The organism is Hymenobacter jeollabukensis (assembly GCF_005771675.1).
Classification (GTDB): domain Bacteria; phylum Bacteroidota; class Bacteroidia; order Cytophagales; family Hymenobacteraceae; genus Solirubrum; species Solirubrum jeollabukense.
Map to the genome: position 1 here is coordinate 443213 of NZ_VAJM01000004.1, position 16856 is coordinate 460068.

Genomic DNA, 16856 nt, shown 5'->3' on the forward strand with positions numbered 1-16856 from the left:
CGCCTAGGCGGGGGGGCATTTCGGCCCTTTGGGAAGACCCCTCCGCCTAGGCGGGGGCACTACCATAAACGGAATCAGCCGCCCCCGCCTAGGCGGAAACGGCTGATAGTACTGTGGAACGGGCGTGGCGGCTTACCCGGCCATCGGAGCGGCTGCTTGTTTGGCAGCTTTGCGAACGGAAGCGCCCTTGTTCACCCGCCCGAAATCAAAGAACCGGTACACCTCGGCCGGCTCCTCGAAGCGCAGCTCCAGCTGGGCCTTGAGGCGGCGCAGCGCCCGGGCCAGGGCCAGCCAGTCGCCCGACAAGGCCACGCGGGCCTTGCCGATGGTGGCCTCGTTGGTGTCGCGCTCCGCGTGGGCCTGGGCTAGCTGCTGATACACGGCGTCGGCCTCGGCGGGCAGCTCGGGATACTTCATGGTGGCGGCATACGCCTGGTATAGCTCCAGCAGCTGCTTGGATTGCTGCAGCAGCTCCACCTGCGGCAGCTGGCTGAGCTTGGTCTTCTGGTATTTCTTGAAATCAGCGTACACCGGCAGCTTGCGCAGCTTCGGCGTCACGTAGTCCTTCATGGTATCGTCCACGAACGTGAGCCACTGCCGGCGCGCCGTCCGGAAGGCCTCCGTGTCGCCCGTAGTCGATTCGTCGGCGTCGAGCAGGCTCCCGTCGAAGCCGTTGAGGGCCGCCTGCAGCGCGTCTTCGTGCGGGTCAAAGGCGGCACCCAACTTGGCCTCGCGCAGGGTGCGCAGGGTGGAGGCGCCCAGCTCCTTGAAGTTGGCCCGCGAAATGGGCAGCGAGGCAAAAAAATTGTCGAAATAACTCTGGTAAGCAGGCATGCGGGTAACGGATTGATGTGGAAAACATAGCCCGACCCGGCGAGGCCGGACCGGGCGTAAGTTATTGGGTTTTAGAAGTTGGGCAAATGGGCCGGGCAGGAATATTTTTAGTGGTTAGCTGGCGCGCGTTTAGGGCAGCGTAACTCGTGCCGGAATAGGCCGCGAGTTTCCAACTCGCCCGCCAGCACGATGACGCCCGTCCGGAACGGTACCGGCTTGCCGCTGGCGCGGCAGGGGAGGCGCAGCCTCCCCGTCAAGGCTGGTCACGAATTATACTGTGCTAAACGCGCGTTAAGTGGGGAGTAAACTACTTTTTTTCTTGTAAATTGCCTATATATAGATATAGGTTGTTTAAATCTTTGGATATGTTTTTTATACTATCGCGGAGGATGGTTATTCTCTTGTCTTTGTAATGCATGTCAATGGTATTCTTTGATATAATTTTGTTTAGTCCCTTTTGATTTGCCTTTAAATTTTTTATTTCATCATAATAGTCGCTCTTTTCCTTGTCGAATTTGGCGCCTCCAAAAAGCTGTCCTATAAAGAAAGCTGCTACAATACAACCAGAAAATAGTGTCCAAAACAGCTCTGCAGACATTCCCAAAGGCAACTGAGTTTTAGTTACAGTGTTAGTTGTTGTTTTTATATCAGGAATATTTGTGGGTTTTACCTTAGAATTTGCTTCTGTGTTTTTTATATAAAGTAGTTTTTCTCGTTCGCGCTGTTTTGCTTCATTTAAGTAACTGATGTTATTTTCTATATACTCTAGTGCTTTATTTTTGAATATAACAATATCTTTTGGTTCTATGCCTGTTATTTTTTTGATTTGATAGTCATGGACTAGATCTGCGAAATTACGAGCTCTAGGTGCTAATGGGCCGAAGTGTTCAATGATAAAAGAGTGTGTAGTTTTTAACCACACCTCAGTGTCTCCATTGTCTACATTCCTGTATTGTTGTTCAAGTTTTCTGACTGTATAATCAAAATCCATTACTTCCTTCCGGTAAGATGAGGGTTGGTGAAGAATAATACGAAGTTAATTGATAGTCATTGATAAGGTTCCTAGGTTCTCACGCCGCCGTATCCTCCACCTCGTCCCCGTCATCCACCAGCACCCGGGCCAGCTTCTCGATGTTGAGGCTGCGCGCCGAGGCGTCGAATATCTCGCGGTAGGTGCCGCGCATATCGTAGAGCTGCTCGTGGGTGCCGCTTTCCACCATGCGGCCCTGCTTCATCACGTAGATGACGTCGGAGTCGACAATCTGGGCCAGCGAGTGGGAGATGATGACCACCGTGCGGCCCTTTTTAATAGCGTCGAGCGAGTTTTTGATCTGCTCGGTGGCAATGGCGTCGAGGGAGGCGGTGGGCTCGTCGAGGAAGATGATGGGCGGGTTTTTCAGGAACAGCCGGGCAATGGCAATGCGCTGCTGCTGCCCGCCCGAGAGTTGCTGGGCGTCCGACTGGTAGCCCTTGGGTAGGTCCATGATCTGCTCGTGCAGATACGCCTGCCGGGCCGCGTGCTGAATCTGCTCCAGCGTCGCATCCATCAGCCCGTAGCGGATGTTTTCCTCGATGGTACCCTTGAAAATGTGGTTTTTCTGCAGCACCAGCCCGATTTGCTGGCGCAGGGCGTGGGTATCGTAGTCGGCCAGGGGCTGGCCGTCGAGCAGCATCTGGCCGCGCTGGGGCTCGTAGAACTTGCAGAGCAGATTGATGATGGTGCTCTTTCCTGCTCCCGATAGCCCCACCAGCGCAGTGGTTTTGCCCGCTTCGATGCGCAGGCACACGTCGTGCAGGGCCTGGGTGCCGCTGGGGTAGGTGAAGTCCACGTTGCAGATGTCGAAGGTGCCTTGCAGGTGCGTGGGCTGCAGCGGGCCGGTGGGCTCCTGGGCGTCCTGGGCGTCGAGGATGTCGAAGAAGCCCTCGGAGTAGGTCAGCGCGTCGTTCATCTCGTCGTAGATGCGGTGCAGCTGCCGGATCGGGGCCGACACGTTGTTGAACAGCAGGATGTGGAACATGATGGCCCCGATGCTGATCTGCCGGTCGAGCACCAGGTAGGCCGTCAGGATGATGATGAGCACCACCCCGATCTGCTCGGTAAAGGTTTTGAGGCCGTCGTAGAGGAAGTTGGTTTTGCGCGTCTGCAGCTGGGCTTCCTGCAGGGCGTCCTGCTGCCGGTTTTGCTTCTCGGCCTCGTAGTCCTCGCGCACGAAGCTCTTGATGACCACGGCCGAATCGATGAGGTTCACGAGGCCCTGGCTGCGGGCCTCGCGCAGGCCGCGCAGGGCCCGGCGGGTGCCGTTGAGCTTGTCGGCCTGCCGGTAGCTGAGCCAGAAGTACACCGGCAGCACCGCCACGGCCACCAGCCCCACGTACACGTTGGCCATAAACATGACTACCAAGGCCACGATGGAATTGGCGAACAAGGGCAGAATGTCGATAAAGAAGTTCTGCACCAGCTTCATCAGGCTTTCCACGCCCCGGTCGATGCGGGTCTGCAGCTTGCCAGTCTGGTTGCCGGTGTCGGCGTAGAAGCCGAGCTGGTAGTTCACCACCCGCGCCACCGCGTCGTGCATCAGGTTGCTCGACACGTTGATGCGGATTTTCTCGCCGTAGAACTTCTGCCCGAACTGGATCAGGGTGTTGATGATTTCCTTGCCCAGCAGCAGCCCGCTCACCGCCAGCAGCAGGGGCATGCCCTGGGCCAGCGTGGCGTTCTGGCCGAGCAGCCGCTGCACCGTATCCACCGTGTAGCGCAGCACGAAAGGATTCACCTGCGCCGCCAACGAGCCCACCAGCGTGAGCAGCAAAGTGGCAATGATGAGCCCGCGGTAGGGCCGCACGTACGGAAACAGGCGCTTGATAATTTCCCAGAGACTCATAAAACGGCTACGCGGTAGGTGGTGTAGCCGGTTTAGACGAGTGGTAGGGGAGTGGGGTTATGATAGCAGTTTCTCTGCACGCATGATTGATACGGCCTTTTCAGTTTCAGCTTTGCCGTCAGACAAAGAGCCAGGTAACATGATGAGCCGCTTTTTCTGCTTGCCCCGCGCATCCAAAAAGGTCACTTCAAAGTGCGCTCTGGTCAGGCCAGGCAGCCCGGGGCGAAAGGAAACTCTCTGGATATGTTTCCGATCCAGTACTGGCTGCGCAGAATTATTCAGGCTGCGTAGAATCCCGTAAGCAAGCAGTACTACCAGCAAACTGAAGAAGCCGGTAAGCCCATAGTTGGCTTGTAAGTAGTAGTCATAAGCTAAGTATGCCAAGCCCGCAGTGAACAAGCCATACAAGGCGAGTGGACGAGCTATGTTATTTCCAGCAACAGCCTCAGCGGCTTGGCCGATGGCGCCTTCCCGGGTCAGTACAATATTGTCGGGCAGGACGTGGCAGTAACCCGTTTTGGTTTTAAAAACGCTGTTGTCTTCCATAAGAATACTCTATCAAACATGGCCCGCAGATGTAATGGGGCTAATTGCTCACGCCACCACCGCGTAGTGCTGCATCTCCTCAATACCCTCGTAAAACGGCTTCACCAGCTGAAAAAACGCCGGGAACTCCGCACTCTTTCGGAAGCCCTGCAGGTGCCGCTCCACCGAAATCCACTCGATGCGCCAGACAAACCGCGCAGGGTCTTCCTCGCAGTGGGTCAGCTCGTAGCGCAGGCAATCGGGCGCGGCGTCCAGCATTTCGTTGGCGGCGCGGATGGCTTCGACAAAGGCCGGCTGCTGCTCGGCGCTGATGCGGTAGCGGATGTATTCGACGGTCATGGCGCGGGCGGGAATGGATGCGGCAAAGTAGGCTTTTCCGCGCTGGTTCAGGCCGCCATGTACGCCTCCATAGCGGCCAGCGTCTCGCGCGGGGCACTCACGTGCGGGCAGTGCCCGCTCACCGGCAGCGTCACCAGCTTGGAGTCGGGAAGGACCGTGTGCAGGTAGTCACCGACTTCCAGCGGGGCAATCAGGTCTTCGGCGCACTGCACCAGCAGGCAGGGCGTGTGCAGCCGGGCCAGGTCGGAGCGGTTGTCGGAGAGAAAGGTGACGCGGGCAAACTGCTTGGCAATGACCGGGTCGTTCTGGCAGAAGCTGTGGATGAGCTCAGCCGAGAGGGTAGGGCGGTCGGGGTTGCCCATGATGAGCGGGGCAAACGTATCGGCCCACTCCACGAAGTCGCGCTCCATGAAGCTGAGCATGTTGTCGATATCGACCCGGTCGAAGCCGCCGTGGTAATCGGCCTCGTTGAGGTAGCAGGGCGAGGGGCAGAGCAGCAGCAGGCGCTGAAATCGGGCGGGCTCCTGAATGGCCGCCAGCGCCCCGATCATGGCCCCGACGGAATGGCCCACCAGCGTCACGTCGGTCAGGGCCAGCTCGGCGCACACGTCGAGCACGTCCTGGGCGTAGCCCTGCAGCGAGGCGTACTTGGTCGGGTCATAAGCCTTGGCATCGGAAAGGCCCGCCCCCACGTGGTCGAAGAGCACCAAGCGGTACTGCTCGGCCAGCGCCGGCAGAATGTAGCGCCAGATGGTCTGGTCGCAGCCGAAGCCGTTGACGAACAGCAAGGTTTGCTGCCCCCGACCGGCTACGTGCACGTTGTTGCGTTTCAATACACTCATGGCCAGTTGCAGTTGACATCTCCTGCCTATGATATTAGGAAGCTTTGGTGGTTGATGCAAGTCAATTTCATATTGGGAAAGTATCAACTTGCCGCAATCCATTTGCTGCCCCTTGTCCGTTTTTTCGGCCCAAATCGGGAGAAGAGCACGCCGCGCAACGCCGCCGTGGAAACCTCGTCCCTTTCGCGTTTCTTCGGTCCTTACACGACCGAAACCCATTCGCTGCCCCCATGCAAAAACTCCTTTACCTGGCCGTCGCCTACGGCCTCAGCGCCACGGCGCCCGCGTTGGCCCAGCAGGCCGCCGAAAAAGTCGATGCGGCCACCCTGGCCAAAATCCGCGACGAGGGCCTGAACCGCTCCAAGGTCATGGAAACGGCCTTTTACCTGACCGACGTGTGCGGCCCGCGCCTCGCCAACTCCGAGGGCCTGAAGCGCGCCAACGAGTGGACGCAGAAGCAAATGGCGCTGTGGGGCCTTTCCAACGCGAAAATTGAGCCCTGGGGCGACTTCGGCCGCGGCTGGGACATCGAGAAGTCCTACGTGGCCATGACGGCGCCCTACTACCACGCCATGATCGGGGCGCCGAAAGCCTGGACGCCCGGCACCAACGGCGTGCTGAAAAAGCAGGTGGTGCTGGTGAAAGCCGCCACCGAGGCCGACCTCGACAAGTACAAAGGCCAGCTGCGCGACAAAATCGTGCTGACGGAAGTAGCCAACGAGCCCAAAACCACCTTCACGGCCGACGCCAAGCGCTATACCGACGAGGAGCTGCAGAAAATGACCGCGCCCGCCGAGCCTCGCCCCGCCCGCGAAGGCGGCGACGAGGCGGCCCGCACGGCCTTCCGCGCCCGCGCCGCCCTGCGCACCAAAATGACGGAAATGTTCATGCAGGAAGGCGCCGCGGCCGTGCTCAGCACCCGGGGTGGCTCGCACGGCACTTTCTTCACCAGCAACGGCGCCCCCTACGCCGCCGACGCCAAGCCCGTGCTGCCCGAAATCGAAATGGCGCCCGAAGACCAGCTGCGGCTGATTCGGCTGGTGGAAGCCGGCATCCCGGTGGAGCTGGAAATGGACACCAAAACCAAATTCCAGACCCAGGACCTGAAGGGCTACAACGTGGTGGCCGAAATTCCCGGCACCGACCGCAAACTCAAGAGCGAAGTAGTGATGCTCGGCGCCCACCTCGACTCCTGGCACGCCGCCACCGGCGCCACCGACAACGCCGCCGGCTGCGCCGTGATGATGGAAGCCGTACGCATTCTGAAGACCTTGAGCGTGAAGCCGCGCCGCACCATCCGCGTGGCCCTGTGGGGTGAGGAGGAGCAGGGCCTGCACGGCTCGCGCAACTACGTGAAGAACCACTTCGGCGACCCCGCCACCATGAAGCTGCTGCCCGAGCACGAAAAGCTGGCCGCCTACTTCAACCTCGACAACGGCTCGGGCAAAATCCGCGGCATCTACGCCCAGGGCAACGAGCAGGTGCAGCCCATCTTCGCCGAGTGGCTCCGGCCCTTCGCCGACCTCGGCGCCACCACCGTCACGCCCCGCACCACCGGCGGCACCGACCACCTCGCCTTCGACGCGGTGGGCCTGCCCGGCTTCCAGTTCATCCAGGACGGCCTCGACTACAACACCCGCACCCACCACACCAACATGGACACCTACGAGCGGCTGCAGCCCGATGACCTGAAGCAGGCGTCGGTGCTAGTAGCCTCGTTCGTGTATAACGCCGCCATGCGCGACCAGAAGCTGCCGCGCAAGCCGCTGCCCGCGGCGCCGACGGCGTCCCCAACCAAGTCATAAGGCTGATCAAACCTGCATGCGCAACGCCCCGCCGGTCAACGTGACTGGTGGGGCGTTGTTTATTGCATCTGACTGCGCAAAGCCTGTACAATGCGAATTCGGGCTTGTGCGCGACTTTCCGGTTCGGGCCCGAATTGGATCTGGCTGCGGTCGATGCGCCGCAACAAGTCTAACGCTTCACCCTGCGTCGTGAACCAGAAAGGTGAGCAGCCGAGGGCCGCCTGTGTTCCGGGTTGGGCTGACCACCAAGTCAGGTCTACCTCTGTGGTTTCGGAAACCAGCGCCGCTTTAGCTGCTGGGAAATCCGTTTGTGCCAGCGCATGTGCGACGAAGCAGGCTGGTAGCCGCACATGATGATGCTCCACGTAATGCGTCAGTCCTGCGGGCCAGCAGTAAGTGCCATCGGTCATGTCCGCCGCCCCTATGTTGCTGTCGGGTATTCCGCAGTGAAAACGACACCAGCTATAACCCATCCAGCAGCGCAACTCCTGGCCCTGGCGTAGGTAATCCACAACCCCTTGCCGTTCGGCAGCATCCCATTGCTGGTCGATAAAAGCCGAGGGAGCCGGTAGCTCTGGCTCGTAAAAGCTGTACCAGAAACCCAGGCCGATTAGTACAGATGCTGGAGAATCAGCCACGCTTAGCCCAGTTGCTCCCTGAACAGTCGCAGCGTCCGCTCCCAGGCCAGCTTAGCCGCCGCCTCGTTGTAGCGCGCCGGCGAGGAGTCGTTGTTGAAGGCGTGCTGCACGTCGGGGTACACGAACTGCTCGTACTTCACCCCGTACTTTTTCAGGGCTTCCTCCCAGGCGGCCATACCGGCATTCACGCGCTCATCCAGCCCGGCGTAGTGCATCATCAGGTGGGCTTTGATGTTGGCTGCTTCCGCGGCTTCGGGCTGCCGGCCATAATACGCCACTGCGGCGTTTAGCCTGGCGTCGTGGGTTGCCAGCTGATTGGCCATGGCCCCGCCCCAGCAGAAGCCCACGCAGCCGGTTTTGCCGTTCGAGTCGGGGCGGCCGCGCTGGTAGTCCAGGGCGCTGAGGTAGTTGCGCAGGGTCTGCGGCGCCTCCAGCTTGCCAATCAGCTCCCGGCCTTTTTCCTCATCGGCCGGTGTGCCCCCGAACACCGACAGCGCGTCGACGCCCAGGGCCAGGTAGCCGGCTTTGGCTACGCGCCGCGTCACGTCCTTGATGTGGGGCGTCAGGCCGCGGTTTTCGTGAATGACCACCACGGCCCCGCGCTTCTTCTTGCCCTTCGGATGCACCAGGTAGCCCTTCATGGTGGTGCCGTCGCCGGGCCAGCTCACGTCCTCCGCCACCAGATCCTTGTCGTCCTCGGGCACGGTGGCGGCTTCGGCGTAGCCCGGGTCGAGCAGGCCCAGGGCAGTGGTGGCCAGCGCGAGGCTGCCGGTGAGCTGCACCAGCCGCCGCATAAACTCCTGGCGGGTGAGCGGGCGGTGGGTATACTCGTCGAAGAGGTTGATGATGCGCTGATCCACGGGGAAGCAGGGAATAGGTGACAACGAAAAAGGCGCCTGAATATAGGCGCCTTTGCCGGGCATTGAGCCGCCGCTTACTCGTCTTCGCGGTGCACCGTGGCCGGGCTGAACGCCGGCACGCACACCGACCAGTACTCGCACTCCTCTGCGAAGGGGTTGGAGTAGCGCACCCGCGCCCCGCCCTTGATGAGCAGGGCCTGCCCGGCCGCCAGCTCCACCACCTCCCCGTCGATTTCGAAGCGCTTCCGTCCGCGCACCACGATGGTAATTTCGTCGAATTCCGGGCGCTGGGGCGGTTCGCTCCACTCGGGCGGCGCCACCATGTGCGCCAGGCTGTACTGCCCGGTGCCGGTGCTGGCCAGCCCCACGTGCTCCTCGATGAGCTTGCCGTCGGTGGTGGGCACCACGAAGGGCGCCGGGTTCAGGATGTAGCGTTTCTCCGCCATGTCGTAGGGTTAGTTTTGGGTGCCGGGGCAGGCGCCCTGGGTGAAGCTGGTCACGCCGGCGTTGGTGGCCTGGCAGGGGTTGCTGTAGGTTTTGTTGTCGCAGCCGCACACCGGGTTGTACTCCATGGTGCACATGGCGTCCTTGCGAATCTTGCTCGGATCGATGCAGTCGGCAGCCGTTTCAGTAGGCGAGGCCGTGCGCTGGCAGGCGCCGGTCAGCAACAGGGCCAGTAGGGGCGCGGCCAGTAGCAGGCGGGTTGGCATGGGAAAAAGAGCTTGGTCAGCCGAAAAATACGTGGAAAGCCGGGCCTGCGGCCATATCCAGAGGTAAATGCCACGACCTCAGCGCGGAGCCGGCAAGGTGAATATATTTTTAAAACTATATTTTCGCCGCCCGGTATTGCTTTTCGCCAGGCCGCCTACAACCCGACGGTAGGCCTTTCGTATAGGCAGGTCAAATCGACTGTCGGATATATAGGCAGCGCGGTTTATCAACCCTGAACCTTTCTTTCAACCACATTCTCCTTCACCATGTCTTACAACGAAGACAACAACACGGGCAAAGTCCTGCTGGCCCTGCTGGCCGGCGCCAGCGCTGGTATCGTAGCCGGCCTGCTCATCGCTCCCGATAAAGGCAGCGCCACCCGCGACAGCCTGAAAAACTACGCCGGCAAATACGGCGACCAGCTCGGCGACCAGCTGTCGAAGTTCGGCACCCAGCTCGACGGCTCCTTCAAAAACCTCGTGGAGAAACTGGAAGACCTCGGCGTAACCGGCGCCGGCTCCAGCCTGAACCTGAAAGGCAACTGGGACGAAGCTAAAGGCAAGCTGAAGCAGCAGTATGCCCAGCTCACCGACGAAGACCTGGAGTACGCCGAAGGCAAGGGCGACGAGCTCGTGGGCCGTCTGCAGGACAAGCTCGGCAAAGGCAAGCGCGAAATCGTGAAGCTGCTCAACGACCTGTAGGCCGGAGCCCTTTCTGCTTCCCCAAACGCCCCGTACCAGCCCGGTACGGGGCGTTTTTTGTGATAACCTTCGCTGCACATTATCGTTAGCAACTACCGGCCCCGGCGGCCAGCTGCATTCTTCCCCCACATCCAAACTCATCTGGTTTTTTATGAAAGACAACGGCGGTAAAGTAATCCTCGCCCTGCTGGCCGGTGCCAGCGCCGGCATTGTGGCCGGCCTGCTGATGGCCCCCGAAACCGGCACGGCTACCCGCGAAAACTGGGGTAAGTCGCTCGGCAAATTCGGCGACGACCTCAACAAGCTCCTGCAGGATGGTTTGTCCAAGCTCGATGCCCTGAAAGGCGGCGCCAGCGACCAGGAAGGCGATGCGGACCGCTCCGGGGCCGAAGACGCACTGGCCGGCCTGGGCGACACCAGCAAGACCAGCGGCAGCAAGGTCGGCAACGGCCGCAAGCCTTCCGCTGGCTCAGGCACCGTCGACGGCCCCGACTCCGCTTCCACGGCTACCTACTCGCAGGGCGCCGGCGGCTCCAACGCGGGTGGTACCACCGGCGGCAGCGGCGTAGGCAGCTAACGAAAAAAATCTGTGGCCGTGTAACCTTTCGGTAACACGGCCGTTAGAGAAGGTAGAAATTGACTTAGAGAAGTCACTGCACTTACATTCTGAAGCAAAATTGCCAACAAGTTGAGCTTCTGCGCGGATTGGTCAAACAACCGTATCAGCAAAATCAGCCTGGATTTTACCGGTAAGCTTCTTCAGATCTTTTAAGCAGCTGAGTTAGCTACAGACAGTTTCAAAAAGAAAGGCCTCGTACCCGTTGAGACTGGTGCGAGGCCTTTCGATTTTTGGGCCGCTTCAAAAAAAGTGAACCTGTCGTAACCTTCTCGTAACGTAGTCGTTAAAGCTAGTGTAGTCAGTTTATTGAGAAGGTCGGATAAACCTTCGAAGTAAAATTGCCGACAGTGGAGCTTCTGCCAGGAGCTGGTCAAACAACCTCGCAGCAAAATCGCACTTGTCCATCGCACATTTCTTCGATGCGTACCGACTGGAATGGTTAACTGATTAACAAAAGAAAGCCCCCCGTGCACCTTACTAGCACGAGGGGCTTTCGACGTTTTACCGCTACTCGCCGCAGTACGTGTTGCACTGCTGCGTTTCATTTGGTTGGCGGTAGCCGTTATTCCACTGGCTTCTCCGATTTCTCGGTTTTCTTCTCGGCCTGCTCCGGCTTCATCTGCGGGAAGAACAGCACGTCCTGAATGGAGTTGGAGTTGGTCATAATCATCGAGAGGCGGTCGATGCCGATGCCCAGGCCGGCCGTGGGCGGCATGCCGTACTCCAGGGCGCGCAGGAAGTCCTCGTCGAGCACCATGGCCTCAGTGTCGCCGCGCTTGCCCAGCTCCAGCTGGTCCTCGAAGCGCTGGCGCTGGTCGATGGGGTCGTTTAGCTCGCTGAAGGCGTTGCAGATTTCCTTGCCGTTGCAGATGGCCTCGAACCGTTCTACCAGGCCCGGCTTCGAGCGGTGCTTCTTGGCCAGCGGCGACATTTCCACCGGGTAGTCGGTGATGAACGTGGGCTGAATCAGCTTCGGCTCCACGTGCTCCCCGAAGATTTCGTCGATGATCTTGGCCTTGCCCATGGTCGGGTCGAGGCCCACTTTCAGGTCCTTGGCGGCGGCGCGTAGCTCATCTTCGCTCTTGCCGTCGATGTTGAAGCCGGTGTAGTGCTCAATGGCTTCGGCCATCGTGAAGCGCTTCCAGGGGCGCTGGAAGTTGATGACGTTGGAGCCCACCTGCACTTCGGTCTGCCCGTGCAGGGCCAGAGCTACGCGCTCCACCATTTCCTCCACCAGGTCCATCATCCAGTAGTAGTCCTTATAGGCTACGTACAGCTCCATCTGGGTGAATTCCGGGTTGTGGAACCGGCTCATGCCCTCGTTGCGGAAGTCCTTGCTGAACTCGTACACCCCGTCGAAGCCGCCCACGATGAGGCGCTTTAGGTACAGCTCGTTGGCAATGCGCAGGTACAGCGTCATGTCCAGCGTGTTGTGGTGCGTTTTGAAGGGCCGGGCTGCCGCGCCACCGTACAAGGGCTGCAGGATGGGCGTTTCCACCTCCAGGTAGCCTTTGTCGTTGAGGTAGTTGCGCATGGCCTGCACCAGCTGGGTGCGCTTCACGAAAGCGTCGCGCACGTGCGGATTCACCACTAGGTCCACGTAGCGCTGCCGGTAGCGCAGTTCCGGGTCGGTGAGGCCGTCGTACACCACTTCTTCGCCCGTGGCTTCGTCGCGGCGCGTTTTCACCACCGGCAGGGGGCGCAGGCTCTTGCTCAGCAGCGTGAAACCGGTGACGTGGATGGACGTTTCGCCCACCTGCGTCTTGAACACGTGGCCTTTCACGCCCACGAAGTCTCCCAGGTCCACCAGTTTCTTGAACACGGTGTTGTAGAGCGTCTTGTCTTCGCCGGGGCAGATTTCGTCGCGGTTGATGTAGAGTTGAATCCGGCCCGAAGCGTCCATCAGTTCCGCAAACGAAGCCTTGCCCATCACCCGCACCGACATCAGTCGGCCGGCCAGGCTCACGTCCTGGAAGTTGTTCAGCTCGGGGTGGTAGTTGTCGTGAATTTCCTGGGCGTAGAAGTTCACGTCGAACAGCTCCGACGGATACGGCTCGATGCCGAGCTTCTGCAGCTCGTCGAGCTTGTTGCGGCGAATGATTTCCTGTTCGCTAAGGTGGTGCATGGCACGAGGCGTAAAAACAAGGCCCACAGCGGGCCGCGAAAGTCAAGCCGCAAAGATAGAATCCACGGACCACGGATTCGACGGATTTTTCGGATGACACGGATTTTGTGGACGGTTTGGGTATGTAGTGCGCATGTGCATACTTACTCGTAGGCTGGTTTTCTGGGTAAGCGCGGGGCGCACCCAAACAAGCATCAACAAGCTTTGGGTCTACCGTAAAAAAGAAAGGCCCAAAAACAAAACGGCCCGCCTAACTGGCGGGCCGTTGCTGCATAGTCAATCGTCCACAAAATCCGTGTCATCCGAAAAATCCGTCGAATCCGTGGTCCGTGGATTCTAGGCGGCCATTCCCATCTGCGGCTCCTGGCCCGTCAGCGTCGGGGCTACGCGGGTGCGCAGGCGGTCCTCCACGAAGCCGTGCTGCAGATGCTTGGGCAGGTTGTCCACTATTGCCTGGTACTGCTCCAGGCCCAGCGCCTTGGCCACGTAGGTTTCGTGGATGCCGTTGAGGTAGCTCACGATGTCGAGCAGGGACTGGTGAAACAGGCGGAAGTCGATTTCGGCTTCCACGTAGCGCTCAATCTCGCGGCTGGTCTGCGAGATGCGCAGGCGGCCCAGCAAGTCGAAGATGGTGGTGTAGCCCAGGCGCCAGGTAATCTGCTGCCAGTGCTGCGCCGTCCACTTCTCCAGCGGCTGGCCCGTCTTCTGACTGCGGATGGCGGTGGTGGGGTTGGCCTGCACCTGCTGCCGCACGCCCACGGCCTTCTGCTTGCGGGTCGTGCGCAGAAACTGCCCGATCTGGGCCTGCGCATCAATGGCCTTGCCGGCAATCTGCAGCCCGGCCTTGTAGCCGGCCAGCGGCAGGCGGTGGATGCTGAAGTCGCCGTAGGAGCCAGCGGCGTAGAAGGCCACCGGGCGCGGATAGGCGTTGCGCACCACCAGGCGGCCCACCTCCCGGCGAATCAGCGAGGGGTTGTTGCTGCGGACGCCGGCCGTGTGCAGAAAGGCCTGCAGCCCGGCCATAATGGCGTGGTAGGCCTGCGGGAAGGTCCAGTGCAGGGCGTTGCGCAGGTAGTCGTCGTCGCCCAGGTCGGCGGTGGCCCGCAGGGCGTACTCCGTGCTCCAGCAGCTGTGCAGGTACTTCTCCACGGCGGCGCGGTCGGCGTCGGTCAGCTCGGCCTGGTGGGCGCGGAAGAAGGGGAGATGCTGCAGCCCGCCCGTAGCATCATCCGCTTCGCGGATGTGGTAGCTTAGGGCGAAAAAGTAGTTCAGGAACACCTGCGCCGGGATGGACTTGCGCCATGCCTCATCATGCTGAAGCTGCGCGTCGTCGGACACCGGCAATTGCAGGACGTTGTCGGTCAGTTGTTCTTGGTTCGTCATCATATCTGCTCAACGCAAGTTAGCTGGATATGGTGCCTTTTTGCTAATAATTTTGGTAAAAATGATAGCAAATTTTATGGCTGATAATCAGGTGTTTGTATGGTTGATTGTCAAACGTGTTGGCTGTGATAATCGACACTGATTTCCTGCCGGTTCGTGCCAGCCGATGGGAGGCTGAACCGGCTACCCGCCGCAACGAAAAACGCCCCCGGCGCCTCGAAGGCACCGGGGGCGTTTGCTAAACTTCGTAGCAGGCAGCGCTTAACGCTTGGTCACCTGCGGGGCGTCGATCTGGTCTTTCACCACCGCTACGGCTTCGCGCAGGTTGATGTCTTTCACCAGATTCTTCGACATGCGGCTGCGGCGGTTCACCTGCACCGAGTCGTTCTGCACCGTGCGCAGGTCGGCGGCCAGCGGGGCGATGCTCAGGGCCGGAGCGGCCTTCTGCAGGTCGTCGTACTTCTTCGACTCGGCCTTGGCCTGCGCCTGCTCGGCGCGGTAGGTGGCCAGCTTCAGGGATACGTTGGTGTCGTCCTTGCGCTTGCGCATACGCTCCACCACGTCGGTAACCAGCTTGAAGCTCGGGCTGGCGGCCACGCGGGCCGTGCTGGCGGCTTTCAGCTTGTCGAGCTGCGGGGCCTGCTGCCAGGCGCGGTAGCGGGCCGGGTTGATTTCGTCCCACTTCAGCGGGTAGTCCGAGTCCTTCTCACCCTGATCAAGGTAGCTGTAAGCGTCGGGCAGGATGATGTCCGGCACCACGCCTTTGAACTGCGTCGAGCCACCGTTGATGCGGTAGAACTTCTGCGTGGTAAGCTTCAGCGAGCCGAAGGGCTTGATGGCGTTGAACTCAGCCGGCAGCGCGTCATCGAGGTTGAAGATGCGCTGCACCGTGCCTTTGCCGTAGGTGCTGGTCGAGCCCATAATCACGCCGCGCTTGTAGTCCTGAATGGCAGCGGCGAGGATTTCGGAGGCCGAGGCGCTGTACTTGTTCACCATCAGCACCAGCGGGCCGTCGTACTGCACGCGCGGGTCACGGTCGTTGAGCACCTGGGCCGAGCCCTGGCCCGAGCGCACCTGCACCACGGGGCCGCTGTCGATGAAGAGGCCGGCCATTTCCACCGCATCGGTGAGGGAGCCGCCGCCGTTGGTGCGCAGGTCAAACACGATGCCCTGCACGTTTTCGGCTTTCAGCTTCTCCAGCTCCTTCTTCACGTCTTCGGCCGAGCTGCGGCCGCCTTTCTCGTCGTTGAAGTTGGCGTAGAAGGTCGGCAGACGCAGGTAGCCGATTTTCTTGCCACCCTCGTTGATGACGGCCGACTGCGCGTAGGTTTCCTCCACAATAACCACGTCGCGGATGATCGGGATGATCTGGGTGCTGCCGTCGGGCTTTTTCACCGTCAAGCGCACCTCGGTGCCCTTGGCGCCGCGGATAAAGCTGATGGCTTTGTCGAGGCGCATGCCCTCAATGGTTACCGGTTCGGCCGGGCCCTGGGCTACGCGCTGAATGATGTCACCAGTTTTGAGCTGGCCCTGGCGGTACGAGGCCGAGCCCGGGATGATGTCGGCGACTTTGATCTGGCCGTCTTTTTCCGACAGCGTGGCGCCAATGCCTTCGAAACGGCCCGTCATGGCAATGTCAAACGACTCCTTGTCCTTCGGGGCGAAGTACTCGGTGTGCGGGTCGTAGGTGTTAGCAATAGTGTTGGCCCACAGCGCCAGCCGGTCGTTGGCGTCGTTCTGCATCATGTCGCTGAACTGCTCGTCGAAGTACTTCAGCACGCGCTTGCGGGCTTCGGCTTCCATTTGCGGCGCAGTCATAGCGGCTTCGGTAGCCTTTTTCGGGTCACGCTTGGCCTGCTCGTCCTGGATTTCGGCCAAGCGCGTCATGGTGTGGTACTTCACGTAGCGGCGCCACTCGTCGCGTTGCGCAGCTTTGTCGGCCGGAAACTGAGCCTTGTCGAAATCGGTCTGGAAGGTTTCTTCCGTAGTGAAATCGAGAGGCTTGCTCAGCAACTCGCGGTAGAGGCTTTGCACCTCTTTTGTGCGCTGATCCATCAGCTGTGTCGACAGCTCCAGGAACTCGTGCGACCCACGTTTTACCTCGTCGTCGATGTCGGTCTGGTACTTGCGCAGCTGGGCCACGTCCGACTGTAGCAAGAACTTCTTGGAGTAGTCGATGCGCTTCAGGTACAGGTCGAACACCCGCTTCGAGAAGTTGTCGTCGATTTGCTCGGGCTGGTAGTGGGCCTGGCTCAGGCCCTGCAGCATGGCCTTGATCAGGACTTCTTCTTTTTCGGGCGCCGGGGCGTCGTTGCCGCGGTAAAGCTTGTAGGAAGCCAGCACGAACACTGCCATCACGACAGCGGCGTACAGACCTATTTTCAGGCGGATGAATGACATGGGCAGGGACGCGGTAAAAAGTGGTGTTGAGATGTACGTAAGGCTGCACCGAATGGGTATGGTCAAAAACCGGCCCATTCATCTTGCTAAACCAGCCTCGCTGGGCAATAGTGCCCAAGGAATAGCTTCCGGACTATAGAAACAAAAAAGACCTCCCCGGTTGCGGGGAGG

At 60.1% G+C, this 16856-nt stretch carries 16 protein-coding genes; 3 read left to right on the top strand and 13 right to left on the bottom strand.

All coding sequences use genetic code 11. The features are described 5' to 3' along the window. Positions 1-132: 132 nt before the first annotated feature. The 6 genes from FDY95_RS11935 to FDY95_RS11960 form a co-directional block, all read right to left on the bottom strand. A complete protein-coding gene (locus tag FDY95_RS11935; RefSeq protein ID WP_138077990.1) occupies positions 133-834 on the bottom strand; it encodes a hypothetical protein in 702 nt (233 codons plus the stop codon). A 307-nt stretch (positions 835-1141) separates the two neighbouring features. Beyond that, positions 1142-1825, bottom strand: coding sequence for a hypothetical protein (locus FDY95_RS11940; RefSeq protein ID WP_138077991.1), 684 nt, complete (start codon positions 1823-1825; stop codon positions 1142-1144). A gap of 79 nt (positions 1826-1904) precedes the next feature. Beyond that, positions 1905-3716, bottom strand: coding sequence for an ABC transporter ATP-binding protein (locus FDY95_RS11945; protein ID WP_138077992.1), 1812 nt, complete (start codon positions 3714-3716; stop codon positions 1905-1907). 57 nt (positions 3717-3773) lie between these two features. Then, a complete protein-coding gene (locus tag FDY95_RS11950) occupies positions 3774-4262 on the bottom strand; it encodes a phosphoribosylaminoimidazolesuccinocarboxamide synthase (protein ID WP_138077993.1) in 489 nt (162 codons plus the stop codon). Between the two features lie 48 nt (positions 4263-4310). Next, a complete protein-coding gene (locus tag FDY95_RS11955) occupies positions 4311-4601 on the bottom strand; it encodes a putative quinol monooxygenase (RefSeq protein ID WP_138077994.1) in 291 nt (96 codons plus the stop codon). A gap of 47 nt (positions 4602-4648) precedes the next feature. Then, positions 4649-5443, bottom strand: coding sequence for an alpha/beta fold hydrolase (locus FDY95_RS11960; protein WP_138077995.1), 795 nt, complete (start codon positions 5441-5443; stop codon positions 4649-4651). 230 nt (positions 5444-5673) lie between these two features. On the opposite strand from FDY95_RS11960, the gene FDY95_RS11965 reads away from it, so the two are divergent. Next, complete coding sequence (locus FDY95_RS11965) at positions 5674-7248, top strand: M28 family metallopeptidase (protein WP_138077996.1); 1575 nt, start codon at positions 5674-5676, stop codon at positions 7246-7248. A gap of 59 nt (positions 7249-7307) precedes the next feature. Here FDY95_RS11965 and FDY95_RS26585 read toward each other — a convergent pair whose 3' ends face one another. The 4 genes from FDY95_RS26585 to FDY95_RS11985 all read right to left on the bottom strand — a co-directional run bounded on the left by FDY95_RS26585 (position 7308) and on the right by FDY95_RS11985 (position 9456). Beyond that, positions 7308-7886 (bottom strand): hypothetical protein, encoded by a 579-nt coding sequence (locus FDY95_RS26585; protein WP_212744892.1) that lies wholly within the window; start codon positions 7884-7886, stop codon positions 7308-7310. A 2-nt stretch (positions 7887-7888) separates the two neighbouring features. Next, positions 7889-8746 carry a dienelactone hydrolase family protein gene (locus FDY95_RS11975; protein ID WP_138077997.1) on the bottom strand — a complete coding sequence of 286 codons (858 nt, stop codon included), beginning with the start codon at positions 8744-8746 and terminating at the stop codon, positions 7889-7891. 74 nt (positions 8747-8820) lie between these two features. Next, a complete protein-coding gene (locus FDY95_RS11980) occupies positions 8821-9192 on the bottom strand; it encodes a cupin domain-containing protein (protein WP_138077998.1) in 372 nt (123 codons plus the stop codon). 9 nt (positions 9193-9201) lie between these two features. Further along, entirely contained in the window at positions 9202-9456 is a 255-nt protein-coding gene (locus FDY95_RS11985) for a Kazal-type serine protease inhibitor domain-containing protein (protein ID WP_138077999.1), read from the bottom strand. Between the two features lie 267 nt (positions 9457-9723). On the opposite strand from FDY95_RS11985, the gene FDY95_RS26955 reads away from it, so the two are divergent. Together FDY95_RS26955 and FDY95_RS11995 are read left to right on the top strand one after the other, a co-directional pair. Further along, the gene (locus FDY95_RS26955; RefSeq protein ID WP_138078000.1) at positions 9724-10158 is read left to right on the top strand and encodes a YtxH domain-containing protein; all 435 of its coding nucleotides are present in this window, start codon (positions 9724-9726) and stop codon (positions 10156-10158) included. 151 nt (positions 10159-10309) lie between these two features. After that, positions 10310-10735, top strand: coding sequence for a YtxH domain-containing protein (locus tag FDY95_RS11995; RefSeq protein WP_138078001.1), 426 nt, complete (start codon positions 10310-10312; stop codon positions 10733-10735). A 604-nt stretch (positions 10736-11339) separates the two neighbouring features. On the opposite strand, the gene lysS is transcribed toward FDY95_RS11995, so the two are convergent. The 3 genes from lysS to FDY95_RS12010 form a co-directional block, all read right to left on the bottom strand. After that, entirely contained in the window at positions 11340-12902 is a 1563-nt protein-coding gene (lysS, locus tag FDY95_RS12000) for a lysine--tRNA ligase (RefSeq protein WP_138078002.1), read from the bottom strand. A 336-nt stretch (positions 12903-13238) separates the two neighbouring features. After that, a complete protein-coding gene (locus tag FDY95_RS12005; protein WP_246074004.1) occupies positions 13239-14288 on the bottom strand; it encodes a hypothetical protein in 1050 nt (349 codons plus the stop codon). 258 nt (positions 14289-14546) lie between these two features. Next, on the bottom strand, positions 14547-16685 hold the full coding sequence (locus FDY95_RS12010) for a carboxy terminal-processing peptidase (protein WP_138078003.1): 2139 nt from the start codon (positions 16683-16685) through the stop codon (positions 14547-14549). Positions 16686-16856 lie beyond the last annotated feature (171 nt).